The sequence below is a fragment of the Variovorax sp. Soil_C_12 genome (assembly GCF_057657375.1).
The window spans coordinates 476002-489941 of record NZ_JBDGIO010000001.1 but is presented as its reverse complement, the minus strand read 5'-3'; the positions used below and the strand labels follow the sequence as shown (position 1 = coordinate 489941).

Below are 13940 nucleotides of genomic sequence, written 5' to 3'. Positions count from 1 at the left end.
TCCATGGAAGGATGGATCGGCGGGGTCTGCGGCGAAGGCTAGAAGGATACGCAGCTTCGCGCCTTGACGCGCAGGACGGCTTCCTGCTGGAACTGCGCCTTGTATGCGGCCACGAGCGCCTGCACCGCCTTCTCGCTGGCCGCGTCGTCGGGATGGATGAGCTGAAGCACCTGCGAGGCCTCCTGGACGATCGCGCCGTCGGCGCCGCGCCATTGGCCGGAGGCGGGCGACACGGTCAGGCCTTGCGGGAACCGCGGCGTGACGGTGCTCTTCAGGAATTCGCTCCATTCCGCGGGCGTCACCACGCCGCCGCGCGGCTTGCCGGTGCCGAAGTACAGCGTGTCGTGGACGAGTGCCTGTTCTGCGTCTTCGCAGGCGCTCCGCTGCATGGGCGCGCAGCCGGCGAGCAAGGCGAGGAGGCTGGCGACAAGCGTGATGCGGACGATGCGCATGACACTCGCGGGGCCTTCAGACCGGCCGCAGCAGTTTGTCGAGGGCGCGCGTCTTCTCGCTGACGACAGGCGAAGGCGCAATCTTCTTTGGGGAGGAGACGTTCGTCATGCTGGGCGGGAGTCGTGGATTCGACGCATCGTAACTGCGCCTCCGCTGCCTTTGCCGATGTCCGCGCCGATGTGGCGGATTCAGCAATCAATCTGGTCGGGGTGAGAGGATTCGAACCTCCGGCCTCTACGTCCCGAACGTAGCGCTCTACCAGGCTAAGCTACACCCCGATGGTGGTTGCGAGAAAAAGATTCGACCTTTGTGGCCTCACTGACGTGAGGTATCAGGCGCGTCGCTCCAGCAACTGAGCCGCTAATTGTAGCAAACCCGCGGAGTGCGGATTCGCGGGGAAGCCGGCGAGTGCATCGATTGCGCGCTGCGCTTCGGCCGCGGCGGCCTCGCGCGTGGCGTCGAGCGCGCCGGTTTCGCGCACGATGGCGACGATCTGCGGCAGTTGCGTCGTGTCGCCGGCCTCGATGGCGGCGCGAATGAGATCGCGCTGTGCCGCCGTGCCCCGCTGCATGGCGAGGATCAGCGGCAGGGTGGTCTTGCCTTCGCGCAGGTCGTCGCCGACATTCTTGCCGGTCTCGTTGGCATCGCCGGCGTAGTCGAGCACGTCATCGATCACCTGGAACGCGGTGCCGAGGGCCTGGCCGTACGCGGCACAGGCTTCTTCCGTTTCCGGCGCGGCGCCGGCGAGCACCGCGGCCAGGCGGGTGCTGGCCTCGAACAGCTTGGCTGTCTTCGAGCGGATCACGCGGAGATAGGCCTCCTCGTCGAGCGAGGCGTCGTGCATGTTCATCAGCTGCAGCACCTCGCCCTCGGCGATCACGTTGGTGGCCTCGGCCAGGATCTCCATGACGCGGATGTCGTGGGCGTCCAGCATCATCTGGAAGGCCCGGGAATAGAGAAAGTCGCCGACCAGCACGCTGGCGGGGTTGCCGAAGGACTCGTTGGCGGTGGGGCGGCCGCGCCGCAGCGTGGATTCGTCGACCACGTCGTCGTGCAGCAGGGTCGCGGTATGGATGAACTCCACCACCGCAGCCAGGTTGAAGCGCTGTTCCCCGCGGTAGCCCAGGGCGCCTGCCATCAGCAGCAGCAGCGCCGGGCGCAGCCGCTTGCCGCCGGCCGAGATGATGTACTGCGACACCTGGCGCACCAGCGGGACGCCGGTGTCGAGGCGGCGGGCGATCACGAGATCGACCCCGGCCATGTCCTCGGCGATCAGGCTGAGCACGGCGGCGGCGGGGGAGTTATCGGCGGGGGGAACTGACAAGGCGAGGGCGCTCGTGCGCTGCTTTGGGGAGTACGGCCGGCCGGGGCCGGAACGCGCAGATTATAGGGAGCCGGGTGCCTCGGGCACGCCTGTGGGCCGGCGTCAACGGCGGAAAGCGCTTGCCGTGCTAGAATCTTGGGCTCTGCGGAATTCGCCGCGGAGCCATCTTCCTCAAGAGGTTTACATGTACGCGGTCATAAAAACCGGCGGCAAGCAGTATCGCGTTGCTTCCGGCGAGAAAATTAAAGTAGAACAGATTGCTGCGGACGTAGGCCAGGAAATCGTGATCGACCAAGTGCTCGCAGTCGGCGACGGCAGCGCTCTCAAGGTCGGTACGCCCCTGGTGTCCGGCGCAACGGTTACAGCCACCGTGCTGTCGCATGGCAAGCACGACAAGGTCCGCATCTTCAAGATGCGCCGTCGCAAGCACTATCAGAAACGTCAAGGCCATCGCCAGCAGTTCACCGAGCTGCAAATCGGCGCGATCGCCGGCTAAGGAGCTGACACCATGGCACAGAAAAAAGGCGGCGGCTCTACGCGAAACGGGCGCGATTCCAAGCCCAAGATGCTCGGCGTGAAGGCTTTCGGCGGCGAACTGATCAGCGCAGGCTCGATCATCGTGCGCCAGCGCGGCACCCAGTTCCACCCCGGCACCAACGTCGGCGTGGGCAAGGACCACACGCTGTTCGCCCTGGTGGACGGCCACGTGTCCTTCGGCACCAAGGGCGCGCTAAACAAGCAAACCGTCAACGTGACGCCGGCCTGAGCCCGTCACTTCGATCTGCTCGAAGCCCCGCTTTGCCGGGGCTTCTTCATTTGTAAACTGGACATCTCATGAAGTTCGTCGACGAAGCCTTCATCGACATCGCCGCCGGCGATGGCGGCAACGGCTGCGTGTCGTTCCGCCATGAGAAGTACAAGGAATTCGGCGGCCCCGACGGCGGCGACGGCGGCCGCGGCGGCCATGTCTTCGCGGTGGCCGACCCCAACCTCAACACGCTGGTGGACTTCCGCTTCTCGCGCCGCCACGAGGCCAGGCGCGGCCAGCACGGCATGGGCTCGGACATGTTCGGCGCGGCCGGCGACGACATCACGCTCAAGATGCCGGTGGGCACCATCATCAGCGACGTCGAGACCGGCGAGGTGCTGTTCGAACTGCTGACGCCGGGGGAGGTCACCGTCATCGCCAAGGGCGGCGACGGCGGCTTCGGCAACCTGCGCTTCAAGAGCGCCATCAACCGCGCGCCGCGCCAGAAGACGCCGGGCTGGCCTGGCGAGCGCAAGAGCCTCAAGCTGGAGCTCAAGGTGCTGGCCGATGTTGGGCTGCTGGGCATGCCCAATGCGGGCAAGTCCACTCTCATCAGCGCGGTCTCGAATGCGCGCCCGCGCATTGCCGACTACCCCTTCACCACGCTGCACCCGAACCTGGGCGTGGTGCGGGTGGGGCCGGAGCAGAGCTTCGTGATCGCCGACCTGCCGGGCCTGATCGAAGGCGCCTCCGAGGGCGCCGGCCTGGGTCACCAGTTCCTGCGCCATTTGCAGCGCACCCGCCTGCTGCTGCACGTGGTGGACCTTGCGCCTTTCGACGATACCGACCCGGTCGCGCAGGCCAAGGCCATCGTCGGCGAGCTCAAGAAGTACGACGCGGCGCTCTACGAGAAGCCGCGCTGGCTGGTGCTCAACAAGCTGGACATGATTCCAGTCGAGGAGCGGGCCGCGAAGGTGAAGGATTTCGTTAAGCGCCTGCGCTTCAAGGGTCCCGTGTTCGAGATCTCCGCGCTGACCCGTGAAGGCTGCGAGACGCTGGTGCAGTCGGTCTACCAGCATGTCAAGGCACAGCAGGTGGCGGAGCAGCCGCCCGCCGAGATTGATCCGCGTTTCGCCTGACAGGATTTCCACGCCGATGACTGCCTCTACCGTCCTGCGCGATGCCCGCCGCCTCGTGGTCAAGGTGGGTTCCAGCCTGGTCACCAACGAGGGCCGGGGCCTGGACGACCAAGCCATCGGTGAGTGGAGCCGCCAGCTCGCGGCCCTGGTGCGCGATGGCCGTGAGGTGGTGATGGTCTCCAGCGGCGCCATCGCCGAGGGCATGAAGCGCCTGGGCTGGCGCACGCGCCCGCACGAGGTTCACGAGCTGCAAGCCGCGGCAGCGGTCGGGCAGATGGGCCTGGCCCAGATCTACGAGACCAAGCTGCGCGAAAACGGTCTGGGCAGCGCCCAGGTGCTGCTCACGCACGCCGACCTGGCCGACCGGGAGCGCTACCTGAACGCTCGCTCCACGCTGGTGACCCTGCTCGCGCTCGGCGTGGTGCCGGTCATCAACGAGAACGACACGGTGGTCAACGACGAGATCAAGTTCGGCGACAACGACACCCTGGGCGCGCTGGTCGCCAACCTGGTGGAGGCCGATGCGCTGGTGATCCTGACCGACCAGAAGGGCCTCTACACCGCCGACCCGCGCAAGGACCCGGACGCGCGCTTCGTGCACGAGGCGGCCGCGGGCGATGCCGCGCTGGAGGCCATGGCCGGCGGCGCGGGCAGCAGCCTCGGCCGTGGCGGCATGATCACCAAGATCCTGGCCGCCAAGCGCGCCGCGGGCTCGGGCGCCTCGACCGTGATCGCCTGGGGCCGCGAGCCCGACGCCCTGTTGCGCCTGACGCGCGGCGAGTCCATTGGCACCCTGCTGGTGGCGCAGACTGCCAAGCATCAGGCGCGCAAGCGCTGGATGGCCGATCACCTGCAGCTGCGCGGCTCGGTCACGGTGGACGCCGGCGCCGCCGCCAAGGTGCGGGGCGAGGGCAAGAGCCTGCTGCCGATCGGCATGACCGCGGTCGAGGGTGAGTTCTCGCGTGGGGACGTGATCGCCGTACGGGACGCCGCAGGCATCGAGCTGGCCCGCGGGCTGGCCAACTACTCCAGCGCCGAGGCGCGGCTCCTGTGCCGCAAGCCCTCGGCCGAGTTCGAGCGCCTGCTGGGCTATGTGGCTGAGCCGGAGATGGTGCACCGGGACAACATGGTCCTGATGCCCGGCTGAAGTCTCACGGGAGCTCGCGCAGCGGGTTCTTCATCTGCTGGAGCATCTCACGCACCGAGGCGCGCGGCGCGTGGTCGCGGCAGACGCCCTGCCGCGACAGCTCCCTGGCATAGCGCGTGCGGTCGTCGATGCGCTTCCATTCCGCCGTCTTCACGACCTGCCAGGCCCCCTGGCTGTAGCGCGCGTACTGCCTGATCTCCTCCGAGGCGCAGCGGATCCCTTCGTAGAAGGCATTGGTGCCACCGCCGCCCGTCTTGCTGCTGGCCACCACGACATAGCGCACAACACCATCGCCCGTCACGCTGAGGGTGGCCGGGTCGATGCCGAACTTGAGCGTCGAGTAGGGCGGCATCTCGATCTGGATCAGCCGGCTTTCGCTGAAGGCAGGGGGCGGCGGCACTTCGGCCTCTTTCCATTCATCGGCCTGGGCGGTCACCTTGGGCGGCGGCGGCATCCCGGCCTGCGCCCAGTCCGGGTTGTCGGTGTCCCTGGGGGTCGAGCCGCAGGCGGCCAGGACGCCCGCCAGGACGAGCACAAGAGCCGGCTTAGCGCGGCGCATGAAGAGGGTCGTTGGTCGAAGACGGGTCGGATGCAGGATGAGGGGCATTGGGATTCGGATCGAAGCTCGCCCCGGGAGGCAATTCGAAGTGGGTTTCATGGCCTGCGCCGGGCGGATGGCGCTCGAACTCGCGAGCGCGCACGTTGCTGCGCAGGAATCGGTTGCGAAAGTCCTGCCGGGGCAGGTAGCGGGCCAGTTCGGTCAGCGCCATTTCATAGACGCCGCGCTTGAACTCGACCACCACGTCCAGCGGGACCCAGTAGTCGTGCCAGCGCCAGGCGTCGAATTCGGGGTGGTCGGTGGCGCGCAGGTTGAGGTCCCAGTCGTGGCCGATCAGCTGCAGCAAGTACCAGATCTGCTTCTGGCCCTTGTAGTGACCCCGTGCGTCACGGCGGATGAACCGGTCCGGCACCTCGTAGCGCAACCAGTCGCGGGTACGGGCCACGATGCGCACATGCTCCGGATGGAGTCCGACTTCTTCGTGCAGCTCCCGGAACATGGCCTGTTCGGGACTCTCGCCGCGATCGATGCCGCCTTGCGGGAACTGCCAGGAATGGGTCCGGATGCGCTTGCCCCAGAAAACCTGGTTCTTCTGGTTGAGCAGGATGATGCCGACGTTGGGCCTGAAGCCGTCGCGGTCGAGCATAATCAAACCCCAATTTTTTGAACTGAGTCGATTATGCATGCCGGGTCGCCCTCGGCAAAGCGACCGGTTCCGGGGCGCCGCCGGGCGTTCCTCCCCTACCTGGATTCCTTTTCTGCGCGACCGATGAAAGCTTCCCGATTCTTTATCTCCACCCTCAAGGAAGCGCCGGCTGACGCCGAAGTCGCGAGCCACCGGCTCATGATGCGCGCCGGCATGATCAAGAAGCTGGGCACCGGCATCTACACGTACATGCCCATGGGGTTGCGTGTGATCCGCAAGGTCGAGGCCATCGTGCGCGAGGAGATGAACCGCGCCGGCGCCGTCGAGCTCGCCATGCCGGTGGTCCAGCCGGCCGAGCTGTGGGAGGAGAGCGGCCGCTTCCAGGCTTACGGCCCCGAACTGCTGCGCATCAAGGACCGGCACGAGCGCGGCTTCGTCGTGCAGCCGACCAGCGAGGAGGTCGTCACCGACATCGCCCGCCAGGAGATCCGCAGCTACAAGCAGCTGCCCAAGAACCTCTACCAGATCCAGACCAAGTTCCGCGATGAGCGCCGTCCGCGCTTCGGCCTGATGCGTGGGCGCGAGTTCATCATGAAGGACGCCTACAGCTTCGACCGCGACCTCGAAAGCGCCAAGGCCAGCTACCAAGTCATGGCGGACGCTTACCGCAAGATCTTCGACCGTTTCGGCCTGCGCTACCGCGCGGTGGCCGCGGACAGCGGTGCGATCGGCGGCGACGTCAGCCAGGAATTCCAGGTGATCGCCGCCACCGGCGAGGACGCGATCGTCTACTGCCCCGGCAGCGATTACGCGGCCAACATGGAGAAGGCCGAGGCGCTGGCCCCTGCCGGCCCGCGGCCCGCGGCGACCCAGTCGCTGGCCAAGACCCCCACGCCGGGCAAGGCCACCTGCGAGGAGGTCGCCGAGTTGCTGGGCGTGCCGCTTTCGACCACCGTCAAGTCCCTGGTGCTGGCCACCGACAAGCTCGGCGCCGACGGCCACGTCGAGAGCTCTCAGGTCTGGCTGCTGCTGGTGCGCGGCGATCACGAGATGAACGAGATCAAGGTGAGCAAGGTGCCGGGCCTGGACCAGGGCTTCCGCTTCGCGACCAGCGCCGAGATCGACGAGCACTTCGGCTGCGAGCCCGGCTACCTCGGCCCGCTCGCCCTGAAGAAGCCCGTGAAGCTGGTGGCCGACCGCGAGGTGGCGGTGATGGCCGACTGGATCACCGGCGCCAACGAGGTCGACTTTCACATGACCGGCGTCAACTGGGGCCGCGACCTGCCCGAACCCGAGCTGGTGGCCGACCTGCGCAACGTCGTGGCCGGCGACCTCTCGCCCGACGGCAAGGGCGTGCTGGCGATCGAGCGCGGCATCGAGATCGGCCATGTGTTCGTGCTCGGCACGAAGTACAGCAAGCCGATGAACGCCACCTTCCTCGACGAGGCCGGCAAGCCGCAGTTTCTCGAGATGGGCTGCTACGGCATCGGCATCTCGCGCCTGCCGGCGGCCGCGATCGAGCAGAACAACGACGAGCGCGGGATCATCTGGCCCGACGCCATCGCACCCTTCACCGTGGTGCTGTGCCCGATCGGCATGGACCGCAGCGCGGAGGTCCAGCAGGCGGCCGAGGCACTCTACGGCGAGTTGCTGGCCGCCGGTGCCGATGTGCTGCTCGACGACCGCGGCGAGCGCCCCGGCGCCATGTTTGCCGACTGGGAGCTGATCGGCGTGCCGCACCGCGTGGTCATCTCCGACCGCGGCCTGAAGGACGGCCAGTTCGAGTACCAGCACCGCCGCGACACGGCGGCGACCAAGGTGCCCGTGGCCGAGGTCGCAGCCTTCATCAAGGGAAAACTGGCGGCATGAGCCTTTCCCGGCGCTCGTGCCTCCTGGCGGGCGCCGCCGCCGGAACGCTGCCGTTCTCGCTGCTGCCGCGCACGGCCCATGCCGGCGCTCAGATCGAGGAGCCGCTGATCGATTCGGTGCGTAACGCCCTGATCTCTGCCGTACGGAGCAGCGCCCCGCCAAAGCCCGAGTTCAGCAATACCGCCTCGCGCCTCGCCTTCCTGCGCTGGTTGGGTGAGATGAGCGAGCGGCTGAAGAAGAAGATTCCCGGGCATCAGGAACGCATCGAGTTTCTGCAAACCGTCTGGTACGAGAGCAGGCGTGCGGGTTTGGACGTCAGCCTGGTGCTGGGTCTCGTCCAGGTCGAAAGCAATTTCCGAAAGTTCGCCGTGTCGAGCGCGGGCGCGCGCGGCCTCATGCAAGTCATGCCCTTCTGGACCCGCGTGATCGGCGACGGCGATTCCTCCAAGCTGTTCCACATGCAGACCAACCTGCGCTTCGGCTGCGTGATACTGCGCCACTACCTCGATCGCGAGGCCGGCGACCTCTTCATGACGCTGGGCCGCTACAACGGCAGCCGCGGCCGCGCGCCGTATCCGAACGCGGTGTTCTCCAACCAGCGGCTCTGGGTCTTCAACGACCGGCGCGACGACAGCGGCTAGCTCGCCACGGCCGCGGGCGTGGCCACCACCGCGCCGCCGCGCGTGACCATCACCTGGTCGATGCGGTGGCTGTCCACGTCCATCACCTCGAAGGTGAAGCCGCCCCAGCTCACGGTGTCGGTGCGCTTGGGCACGCGGCGCAGCATCACCATCAGGAAGCCGGCGAGCGTCTCGTACTCGTCGGCATGCGGCAGCTCGTCGATGTCGAGGGCGCGCTGCACGTCCTGGATCGGCGTCACGCCGTCGATCAGCCATGAGTTTTCGTCGCGCCGGACGATCTGCTGCTCCTCGTCCTGCACGCCGACCAGGTCGCCCATGACCGTGCTCATCACGTCGTTGAGCGTGATCACGCCCACCACCAGCGCGTATTCGTTGACGATGATCGCGAAGTCCTCGTGCGCCTGCTGGAACTGCTCCAGCACCTCGGTGAGCGAGAGCCGGTCGGGGATGATCAGCGCCTTGTGCAGCGGCAGGCCCTGGCCGAAGGCCAGGGGCTGGCCGCTGAGCACGCGCTGGAACATGTCCTTGGCATCCACGTAGCCCAGCACGTGGTCGATGTCGCCCTCGCACACGGGGTAGGCCGAGAAGGGCTCGGCCACGATGCGGGCGCGCAGCACCGCCTCGGGGTCGTCCTTCTGGAACCAGGCGATGCGGTCGCGTGAGGTCATCACGCTGCTGACCAGGCGCGTGTCGAGCTCGAACACGTTGGCGATCACCTGCTGCTCGCGCACGGCCAGGATGCCGGCGCGGGCGCCGGCCTCGGTCATGGCGAGGATGTCGGCCGAGGTGATCTTGTCGTCGCGCTGCATGGGTATGCGCAGCAGCTTGAAGAGCAGGTCGGTGCACTGGGTGAACAGCCAGACCAGCGGCTTCAGTACGGTGATCAGCATCTGCATCGGCCCGACCATGCGCATCGCCAGGCGCTCCGGGTCGTTCATGCCCAGGCGCTTGGGGAACAGATCGGCGAACACCAGGAACACCGCGATGATGGTGACGAAGGAAGCCAGGAAGGCGGCGGTCTGCGCCGCCTGGACCGTGAACCAGAGTTCGAAGAACCGCGCGAAGTAGGGGCTGAGCGAGCCTTCGCCGACCACGCCACCCAGGATGGCCACCGCATTGAGCCCGATCTGGACCACCGTGAAGTAGTGGCCCGGATGCTCCTGGATGCGCAGCACGCGCTCGGCGCGCGCGTCGCCCTCGTCGGCCATCTGCCGCAGCCGCAGGCGGCGCGAGGCCGCCAGTGAGATCTCCGCCAGAGAGAAGAAGGCGCTGGTTGCGATCAGCAGGACGATGATGAGGAGGCTTTGGGTCAGCGTCATGGGTCGGTCGGGGAAGACCGACATGGTGCCATGAGCAGCACCCGGCGCCGCCTGCGCTACTGCACGAAGCCGATGCGGCTGCGGCCCGGGCCGGTGCGTGGCAAGTCCTCGACGTGCACCTCATCGCGCCCGGCCAGACGGGCATTGCCGAAGCCGGTCATCAGCGCGCGCCGCATCTCGCGTGGCGCCAGCGTGGCCAGTTGGTCGAGCACGTCGGCCGAAGGCTCCTCGACCAGGCGGCGGCCCCAGTCGTGACCCTCGCGAATCGAGGCATAGAGCTGGCGCGCGATCTGCCGCGCCGCATCGGGCGATGGGGCGTCGATCTCGAACACGTTCATCCGATTGAGGATCGGCTCGGGAATGCCGCGCACGTCGTTCGCCGTCGTCACCCAGATCACCTGGCTGGCATCGATCGGCACCTCGGCGAACTCGTCGACGAAGGCATGGGCGGTGTCGTGCTCCAGCAGGCTGTAGAGCGCGCCCAGCGGGTCGTACTGCACGTCGGCTCCGGCCTTGTCGATCTCGTCGATCACCATCACCGGATTCGCGTACTGGCCGTCGACCAGGGCCTCGAACACCTTGCCGGGCTTGGCGCCCTTCCACTGCGAGGAGGCGCCCGAGAGCAGCCAGCCAGCGGTCATCGAGCTCATCGGCACCAGCGACATGCCGGTGCCCAGAAGTTCGGCCAGCCGCTTGGCGAAATGGGTCTTGCCGATGCCGGGCGGGCCGAGCAGCAGCATGGGCGTGACCTCCAGGCCGTCGCGGCTGTCCTGCGCCAGCGCGACATGGCGCCGCACGTCGTCGAGCACGTCGGTGAAGTTGGGCAGCTCGGCGTAGAGGGCGGCCATTTCGGGCACGCCGCTGGGCTTGACCTGGAAGCGCTCGGGACCGCGCTCGAGCATGCGCTCGTAAGTGGTCCTCAGGTGTTCGTGGTCGCGTTCGGGGAGCTTGGCGAGCTTGCGCTCGACATCGTGCGTGCGGAACACACTGCGCAAGTGCGCCACCGGCAGCTGGAAGGACGACGTGGATGCTGGAACCAGGTCGCGGGATGGGCGGGAATCCATGGACACCTCCGATAGCACACACTTTGGCACAGCATAAGCCGTGCCCGGTGTCGGCGCTTGTCTATGTTTTCTCGCTTCGGAGGCTTTTGAAAAGCGGCCTAGACGCCGCCTTTCGGATGGGTCGGGTCGACCCAGAGCACCGACTCCGGCTTCTCGACCGGCTCGATGTCGAGGTTGACGGCCACCGCCTCGCCGTCGCTGCGGCACAGCACGCACTCGAGGGCCTCGGTCGGGCTGGCGTTGATTTCCTGGTGCGGGACGTAGGGCGGCACGTAGATGAAGTCGCCCGGCCCGGCCTCGGCGGTGAACTCGAGCTGCTCGCCCCAACGCATGCGGGCGTGCCCACGCACCACGTAGATCACGGATTCCAGGTGTCCGTGGTGATGGGCGCCGGTCTTCGCATCGGGGTGGATGGTCACCGTGCCGGCCCAGAGCTTCTGCGCGCCGACGCGCGCGAAGTTGATGGCCGCGGCGCGGTTCATGCCCGGCGTCTGCGCGGTGTTGGTGTCGAGCTGGGTGCCGGGGATCACCCGCACGCCGTCGTGCTTCCAGGCGGGGGTGTCGTGCGCGTGGCCGTGATCGGCATGATCGTGGATCACTGGAGTACCTTCGCCTTCGGCTACGGTGCGATCGCCTTCGGAGCGGCCGTGCGGCTCATGGCCGCGGGAGGGAAGATCACGCCGGACTGCCGTTCAGCATCTGCTGCAGCTCGCCGGATTCGTACATCTCCATCAGGATGTCCGAGCCCCCGACGAACTCGCCCTTGACGTAGAGCTGCGGGATGGTCGGCCAGTTGCTGTATTCCTTGATGCCCTGGCGGATGCCTTCGTCCTCGAGCACATTGACGGTCTTCAGTGTGCGGGTGTCGACGCCCACGGCCTTGAGGATCTGGATCGCGCGGCCCGAGAAGCCGCACATCGGGAAACTGGCGTTGCCCTTCATGAAGAGCACGAGATCGTTGGTCTTGACGAGATCGTCGATGCGCTGCTGGACTTCGGACATGGGCCTCTCCAAAAAATGAGTTGGGCGGATTATTTCACCGCGCGCCAGATCCCGCCCGAGCAGCGCGCGATGCCTGCCAGGTCGTCGCGGCTTTGCACCTCGGCGAAGCCGCGCCGCGCGAGCAGGGCGCGCACCGCCGCCGCCTGGTCGTAGCCGTGCTCGAGCAGCAGCCAGCCGCCCTCGCGCAGATGCGCGGGCGCGTCCTCGACGATGCGGCGGATGTCGTCCAGACCGTCCGCCCCCGACGCCAGCGCGCCCAGGGGCTCGTGGCGCAGGGCGGCGAGGTGCGGGTCGCCGGCGGCGACGTAGGGCGGGTTGGAAACCACCAGGTCCAGGTCCGCGTCGGCACCTTCCAGCCAGTCGGCCTCGGCGAACCGGACGGCCAGCCCCAGGCGCTGCGCGTTGGCGCGGGCCACGGCCAGGGCTGCGGCGCTGCGGTCGACTGCTGCAACCCGGGCATCGGGCCGGGCATGCTGGATCGCCAGCGCGATGGCGCCGCTGCCGGTACCCAGATCGAGCACCGTGGGTGCCGTGCGGCCCTGCAGGCATTGCAGTGCCCATTCGACCAGGGTCTCGGTGTCGGGCCGGGGCACCAGCACGCGGGCGTCGACCTGCAGGCCGAGGCCGTGGAATTCCTTCTCGCCCACCAGGTAGGCCACCGGCTCGCCGGCCACGCGGCGGGCGCACAGCCGGGCGAAAGCGGGCCAGACGGTGTCGGCCAGGATGTCGGTGTCGTGCGCCAGCAGCCAGGCGCGATCACTCGAGGGCCGGCCCAGTACGTGCAACAGCAGCAATTGGGCGTCGAGCCGCTCCACGCCCAGCGCGGCGGCCGCGGCCAGCATCTGCGCCGCGGTCGATGGCGAGCGGCCGTCCTCGGGCTTCATGCGGGAAGGCTGGCTTCCAGCTCGGCCAGCTGCTCGGCCTCGCGCGCCGCGCGCAGGGCCTTCAGCACCTCGCCCAGGTCGCCTTCCATGATTGTCTGCAGCTTGTAGAGCGTGAGGTTGATGCGGTGGTCGGTCAGCCGCCCCTGCGGGAAGTTGTACGTCCGGATGCGGTCGCTGCGGTCCCCACTGCCGATCAAGCCCTTGCGCAGCGCCGCATCCTTGGCGGCGCGCTCGCTGCGCTCCTTCTCCTGGATGCGGGCCGACAGCACCTGCAGCGCCTTGGCCTTGTTGCGGTGCTGGCTGCGGTCGTCCTGGCACTCAGCCACGATCCCGGTCGGGATGTGCGTGATGCGCACCGCCGAATCGGTCTTGTTGATGTGCTGGCCGCCGGCGCCGCTGGCGCGGTAGGTGTCGATGCGAAGGTCCGCCGGGTTGATCTGCACCGCCTGCGCCTCGTCCGGCTCGGCCAGCACGGCCACCGTGCAGGCGCTGGTATGGATGCGGCCCTGGGTCTCGGTCGCGGGCACGCGCTGCACCCGGTGGCCGCCGGACTCGAAGCGCAGCTGCCCGAAGACCTCGTTGCCGACCACGCGCACCACTACTTCCTTGAAGCCGCCCAGCTCGCTCTCGCTGGCGCTCACGATCTCGCAGCGCCAGCCGGCGCGCTCGGCATGGCGCGTGTACATGCGCAGCAGGTCGCCGGCGAAGAGCGCAGATTCGTCGCCGCCCGTGCCGGCGCGGATTTCGAGGAAGGCGTTGCGCGCGTCCTCCGGGTCCTTGGGCAGCAGCAGGCGCTGCAGCTCGTCCTCGAGCGAGGCCAGCTCGGCCTCGGCGCCGGCGATCTCTTCCCGGGCCATCTCGGCCATGTCCGGGTCGTCCAGCATCTCGCGCGCGGCCGCCAGGTCCGACTCGCGCTGCAGGTAGCGCTGGTAGCGGCCCGCCACCTGCGTCACCTCGGCATGCTCGCGGGAGATGCTTCGGTACTGCGTCATGTCGGACATGATGTCTTCGCGCGAGAGCAGGAAGTCCAGCTCGCCGAGGCGTTGCGCAAAGCGCTCGAGTTGTTGACGCAGGAAAGGTTTCACGGGGAGAACGGGAAATCGGGGAAGGGAGCCATGCCGCGATGCGGCAGGAGCGGGGAGGAG

The 13940-nt window shown here is 67.8% G+C and carries 16 protein-coding genes and 1 tRNA gene; 6 read left to right on the top strand and 11 right to left on the bottom strand.

Translation table 11 applies throughout. From position 1 onward, the window contains the following. Positions 1 to 38: 38 nt before the first annotated feature. The 3 genes from AC3A6X_RS02505 to AC3A6X_RS02495 form a co-directional block, all read right to left on the bottom strand. Positions 39 to 452, bottom strand: a complete 414-nt coding sequence (locus AC3A6X_RS02505) for a DUF3574 domain-containing protein (protein ID WP_487840666.1) — start codon at positions 450 to 452, stop codon at positions 39 to 41. A gap of 202 nt (positions 453 to 654) precedes the next feature. Further along, positions 655 to 731 (bottom strand) — tRNA-Pro (locus AC3A6X_RS02500). A gap of 53 nt (positions 732 to 784) precedes the next feature. Then, entirely contained in the window at positions 785 to 1777 is a 993-nt protein-coding gene (locus tag AC3A6X_RS02495) for a polyprenyl synthetase family protein (RefSeq protein WP_487840665.1), read from the bottom strand. Positions 1778 to 1961: 184 nt separating this feature from the next. Here AC3A6X_RS02495 and rplU point away from each other — a divergent pair, with 184 nt between their 5' ends. From rplU to proB, 4 genes are all read left to right on the top strand, one after another. Continuing rightward, positions 1962 to 2273 (top strand): 50S ribosomal protein L21, encoded by a 312-nt coding sequence (gene rplU / locus AC3A6X_RS02490; RefSeq protein WP_106556579.1) that lies wholly within the window; start codon positions 1962 to 1964, stop codon positions 2271 to 2273. Positions 2274 to 2285: 12 nt separating this feature from the next. Continuing rightward, positions 2286 to 2543: a 50S ribosomal protein L27 gene (gene rpmA / locus AC3A6X_RS02485; RefSeq protein ID WP_487840664.1), complete on the top strand. Its 258-nt coding sequence runs from the start codon at positions 2286 to 2288 to the stop codon at positions 2541 to 2543. Positions 2544 to 2611: 68 nt separating this feature from the next. Further along, positions 2612 to 3664, top strand: coding sequence for an Obg family GTPase CgtA (cgtA, locus tag AC3A6X_RS02480; RefSeq protein WP_487840663.1), 1053 nt, complete (start codon positions 2612 to 2614; stop codon positions 3662 to 3664). A gap of 16 nt (positions 3665 to 3680) precedes the next feature. Next, entirely contained in the window at positions 3681 to 4811 is a 1131-nt protein-coding gene (gene proB, locus AC3A6X_RS02475; RefSeq protein ID WP_487840662.1) for a glutamate 5-kinase, read from the top strand. A gap of 4 nt (positions 4812 to 4815) precedes the next feature. On the opposite strand, the gene AC3A6X_RS02470 is transcribed toward proB, so the two are convergent. Both AC3A6X_RS02470 and AC3A6X_RS02465 read right to left on the bottom strand, forming a co-directional pair. After that, positions 4816 to 5370, bottom strand: coding sequence for a CNP1-like family protein (locus AC3A6X_RS02470; protein ID WP_487840661.1), 555 nt, complete (start codon positions 5368 to 5370; stop codon positions 4816 to 4818). Next, positions 5357 to 6016: an RNA pyrophosphohydrolase gene (locus tag AC3A6X_RS02465; RefSeq protein ID WP_309966196.1), complete on the bottom strand. Its 660-nt coding sequence runs from the start codon at positions 6014 to 6016 to the stop codon at positions 5357 to 5359. The genes AC3A6X_RS02470 and AC3A6X_RS02465 overlap by 14 nt, the downstream gene beginning before the upstream one ends. 123 nt (positions 6017 to 6139) lie before the next feature. Here AC3A6X_RS02465 and AC3A6X_RS02460 point away from each other — a divergent pair, with 123 nt between their 5' ends. After that, positions 6140 to 7885 carry a proline--tRNA ligase gene (locus tag AC3A6X_RS02460; protein ID WP_487840660.1) on the top strand — a complete coding sequence of 582 codons (1746 nt, stop codon included), beginning with the start codon at positions 6140 to 6142 and terminating at the stop codon, positions 7883 to 7885. Continuing rightward, positions 7882 to 8526: a lytic transglycosylase domain-containing protein gene (locus AC3A6X_RS02455; RefSeq protein WP_309965157.1), complete on the top strand. Its 645-nt coding sequence runs from the start codon at positions 7882 to 7884 to the stop codon at positions 8524 to 8526. The genes AC3A6X_RS02460 and AC3A6X_RS02455 overlap by 4 nt, the downstream gene beginning before the upstream one ends. On the opposite strand, the gene paeA is transcribed toward AC3A6X_RS02455, so the two are convergent. The 6 genes from paeA to prfA all read right to left on the bottom strand — a co-directional run bounded on the left by paeA (position 8523) and on the right by prfA (position 13880). After that, complete coding sequence (paeA, locus tag AC3A6X_RS02450) at positions 8523 to 9845, bottom strand: polyamine export protein PaeA (RefSeq protein ID WP_487840659.1); 1323 nt, start codon at positions 9843 to 9845, stop codon at positions 8523 to 8525. The two genes, AC3A6X_RS02455 and paeA, sit on opposite strands and share 4 nt — an antisense overlap. Before the next feature lie 56 nt (positions 9846 to 9901). Beyond that, the gene (locus AC3A6X_RS02445) at positions 9902 to 10909 is read right to left on the bottom strand and encodes an AAA family ATPase (protein WP_487840658.1); all 1008 of its coding nucleotides are present in this window, start codon (positions 10907 to 10909) and stop codon (positions 9902 to 9904) included. A gap of 98 nt (positions 10910 to 11007) precedes the next feature. Next, positions 11008 to 11508 (bottom strand): cupin domain-containing protein, encoded by a 501-nt coding sequence (locus AC3A6X_RS02440; RefSeq protein ID WP_487840657.1) that lies wholly within the window; start codon positions 11506 to 11508, stop codon positions 11008 to 11010. A 76-nt stretch (positions 11509 to 11584) separates the two neighbouring features. Beyond that, on the bottom strand, positions 11585 to 11911 hold the full coding sequence (gene grxD / locus AC3A6X_RS02435) for a Grx4 family monothiol glutaredoxin (protein WP_068680044.1): 327 nt from the start codon (positions 11909 to 11911) through the stop codon (positions 11585 to 11587). A gap of 29 nt (positions 11912 to 11940) precedes the next feature. After that, on the bottom strand, positions 11941 to 12795 hold the full coding sequence (gene prmC / locus AC3A6X_RS02430; protein WP_487840656.1) for a peptide chain release factor N(5)-glutamine methyltransferase: 855 nt from the start codon (positions 12793 to 12795) through the stop codon (positions 11941 to 11943). Then, positions 12792 to 13880, bottom strand: a complete 1089-nt coding sequence (gene prfA / locus AC3A6X_RS02425) for a peptide chain release factor 1 (protein WP_487840655.1) — start codon at positions 13878 to 13880, stop codon at positions 12792 to 12794. The genes prmC and prfA overlap by 4 nt, the downstream gene beginning before the upstream one ends. Positions 13881 to 13940 lie beyond the last annotated feature (60 nt).

Coding starts and splice junctions, on each gene's coding strand:
- AC3A6X_RS02470 (WP_487840661.1), bottom strand. CDS start 5,370: ATGCGCCGCGCTAAGCCGGCTCTTGTGCTCGTCCTGGCGGGCGTCCTG.
- AC3A6X_RS02455 (WP_309965157.1), top strand. CDS start 7,882: ATGAGCCTTTCCCGGCGCTCGTGCCTCCTGGCGGGCGCCGCCGCCGGA.
- cgtA (WP_487840663.1), top strand. CDS start 2,612: ATGAAGTTCGTCGACGAAGCCTTCATCGACATCGCCGCCGGCGATGGC.
- AC3A6X_RS02505 (WP_487840666.1), bottom strand. CDS start 452: ATGCGCATCGTCCGCATCACGCTTGTCGCCAGCCTCCTCGCCTTGCTC.
- rpmA (WP_487840664.1), top strand. CDS start 2,286: ATGGCACAGAAAAAAGGCGGCGGCTCTACGCGAAACGGGCGCGATTCC.
- AC3A6X_RS02465 (WP_309966196.1), bottom strand. CDS start 6,016: ATGCTCGACCGCGACGGCTTCAGGCCCAACGTCGGCATCATCCTGCTC.
- paeA (WP_487840659.1), bottom strand. CDS start 9,845: ATGACGCTGACCCAAAGCCTCCTCATCATCGTCCTGCTGATCGCAACC.
- proB (WP_487840662.1), top strand. CDS start 3,681: ATGACTGCCTCTACCGTCCTGCGCGATGCCCGCCGCCTCGTGGTCAAG.
- rplU (WP_106556579.1), top strand. CDS start 1,962: ATGTACGCGGTCATAAAAACCGGCGGCAAGCAGTATCGCGTTGCTTCC.
- AC3A6X_RS02445 (WP_487840658.1), bottom strand. CDS start 10,909: ATGGATTCCCGCCCATCCCGCGACCTGGTTCCAGCATCCACGTCGTCC.
- AC3A6X_RS02460 (WP_487840660.1), top strand. CDS start 6,140: ATGAAAGCTTCCCGATTCTTTATCTCCACCCTCAAGGAAGCGCCGGCT.
- grxD (WP_068680044.1), bottom strand. CDS start 11,911: ATGTCCGAAGTCCAGCAGCGCATCGACGATCTCGTCAAGACCAACGAT.
- prmC (WP_487840656.1), bottom strand. CDS start 12,795: ATGAAGCCCGAGGACGGCCGCTCGCCATCGACCGCGGCGCAGATGCTG.